3 protein-coding genes are annotated in these 2,368 nt (G+C 38.2%); 2 read left to right on the top strand and 1 reads right to left on the bottom strand.

The window, feature by feature from the left end; genetic code table 11:
- Both B2X72_RS03435 and B2X72_RS03430 read left to right on the top strand, forming a co-directional pair.
- The coding region (locus B2X72_RS03435) for an OB-fold nucleic acid binding domain-containing protein (RefSeq protein ID WP_286848272.1) at positions 1 to 471 on the top strand (471 nt) is incomplete at its 5' end.
- A gap of 89 nt (positions 472 to 560) precedes the next feature.
- Positions 561 to 1,508, top strand: coding sequence for a hypothetical protein (locus B2X72_RS03430; RefSeq protein ID WP_286848270.1), 948 nt, complete (start codon positions 561 to 563; stop codon positions 1,506 to 1,508).
- A 59-nt stretch (positions 1,509 to 1,567) separates the two neighbouring features.
- Here B2X72_RS03430 and B2X72_RS03425 read toward each other — a convergent pair.
- Positions 1,568 to 2,368: MFS transporter (locus B2X72_RS03425; RefSeq protein WP_286848269.1), on the bottom strand; the 801-nt coding region annotated here is incomplete at its 5' end.

Here is a 2,368-nt window from a genome sequence, read left to right as displayed (position 1 = left end):
CAAATTGAATTACCATTGCTAACAAAAAGCCAGCATGTTGTGGCTGATTACGCAAGGACCTCGCTATCCATTAAAGCACATCCAGTAAGTTTCTTGCGCGGAAAGCTCGATCTTCTCCATGTAGTGCCCACAGCAAAATTGGGCTTGATACAAAATGATATGCCTGTGAAAGTATGTGGGTTGATTACTGTTAGACAACGACCAGGAACCTCCAAAGGTGTTTTATTTATCACTATTGAAGATGATACTGGTTTTTCAAATATTGTCGTTTGGAGTAATGTATTTGAAAAATATCGTAAAGAAATCCTTCGGGCAAAACTCCTTATGGTTGCGGGTAAAATCCAAGTTGAAGGTGAAGTTATTCATGTAATAGCGCAACGATGCTTTGATATGTCAGGTTTGTTAAAAGATCTGACAACTGATGGCGACAATGCTGCAGGTATTTTTCATAAGGGAAGAAATTTTCATTGATCTCTCATTTATTAATCTCATTTTTGAAGTCGAATGCTTTTACTTCGTTTAGGTAGCAAAGCATTCTAATCTATAGGAAATTAAACGATATGACCAAAAATATTCTCGTCAATACGATCGAAATTGATAAAGCAACTATTCGTGAATTCATTAAACAGGGTGATGTAAATGCGGCTATTGATCTGATTGCCACCCAGGCAAATGTAAAGTATAAAACTGCCCGGGATATTGTGGAGATGTTTAAAGAAGACCATATTGATCTTTTTGATGGTAAAGACCTGTTTTTGGCTGATTATGAATTCGTTGAACATCGTGGCGATTCTCAGGAAGCAGATCACAAAGGATCTTCTTTTTTGGAAGTGGAAACAAATGAGCGTGGGCGAACTAGTATTTGGAAGGCACTTTTTATCTTTTCAGTCCTTGCTCTGTTGGCTTTCGTTATCTTAAATTACGTTGTGGGTTTTAATCAAATAGGGCATCATATCTCAGAACTTACGCAGCTATTCGATAAAAATGAAGGCTCAGCTGCCGCTGATACTGATACATCCAAACAAAATATTGTATTAAGTGCTGGTGTTACCCGGGCGGGCGGTGTTGAAGACCTCCATCCCGTAGATACAAATCTCTTACCATTGGATGTGAGGCAGGCTGAAATAGCGCGAATATATCGGGCTCAGTTCGATCAATTGAAAGCAGCAAAACATTCACCAACAGATGAAGATGCACAGATCGCTCTAATTCACCTTACAAATGGGCGGTTGACTGATGTTATTATTCAGCAAAAATTAACTGTAAAAATAGGGAAGTGTTATGAAAATTCGACCATGAAAGATAAGGGCACCTGCGTGAGTTGTATGATATTACTTTACAATAGGGAGAAGAAAAACTGGCAAGAAGCTCCCAATGGGGAGAATTTCATGCGTAATGCCTATGATTTCTATTTGCCCAGCGGTTCAGACTTATGGGAAGCCAGCCCGCTGAGCATCCGTATTCCTTACGACTACGCTTTAGTAGACAAGTATGAAGCAGCAAATTAGCTACATTAATCCTGAGAGAAAGTATGATAGACCCAGCGAAATCATGAACGAATTACCTGCTATTTTACTTTTTTTGAGGGTAAATAAGCTATTGTACATACGACAAATAAGAGTAATATGACCGATAGTACGATCGAGTAGCCATAGGCAGATGAGATGTTCTGCAAAATAAGAAATTTAGTCTCTTTCCGATGGAGGAATATACCGACAATAAAAGCGATTCCCAAGCATATAGATAACTGTTGTACAGTAAGATAGATGGCGGATCCTACGGAGATTAGTTTTTCGTTAAGGTCTTTTAATGCAAGTGTCATTAATGCCGGCAGTACACTACCGCAGCCAATACCATAAAAAAAGAAGAGCGCGTGTATTTGGTTGCTATCTATGATCATCGTATTGAAAACGAAAAGATGAGACAGCAAACCCAAAATCATTATTCCTAATCCATATAGGACAATGATCTTTCCGTGGCGCTGTATTAACTTGCTGACAATAACACTTGCCAATACGTAACCAATACCCTGAAAAACAAACGCAATTCCTGTCATTGTTGCCGTATAATTCTTTTGATTTTGAAGGTAATTGGAGTTAATAATAAAATAAGCATCTTGGACCATATAATAGGCTAAAGCCGCTAGAAGGCCTAAATTGAAAACCCGATTATTAAATAAGGAGAAATTGAGTAGACTAGAACGGCCCGTTTGTTCTAATTTACGTTGTTTTTTTAGAAACAACAGGACGAGAACAATTGCTGCTCCCAATAGCAGTAATGACCAGAATGGCCATTTCAACTCAGGTCCCATGATTAAAGGAAAAATTATTCCCATTAAAAGGATAAACAACGTTATCATAGGGATAAA

The organism is Sphingobacterium sp. UBA7253, assembly GCF_002472745.1.
Lineage (GTDB): Bacteria > Bacteroidota > Bacteroidia > Sphingobacteriales > Sphingobacteriaceae > Sphingobacterium > Sphingobacterium siyangense.
This window is presented reverse-complemented; position numbering and strand designations above follow the sequence as displayed.

Bases quoted from the DNA above. Each gene is read 5' to 3' on its own strand.
- B2X72_RS03430 (WP_286848270.1), top strand. From the start codon at position 561: ATGACCAAAAATATTCTCGTCAATACGATCGAAATTGATAAAGCAACT.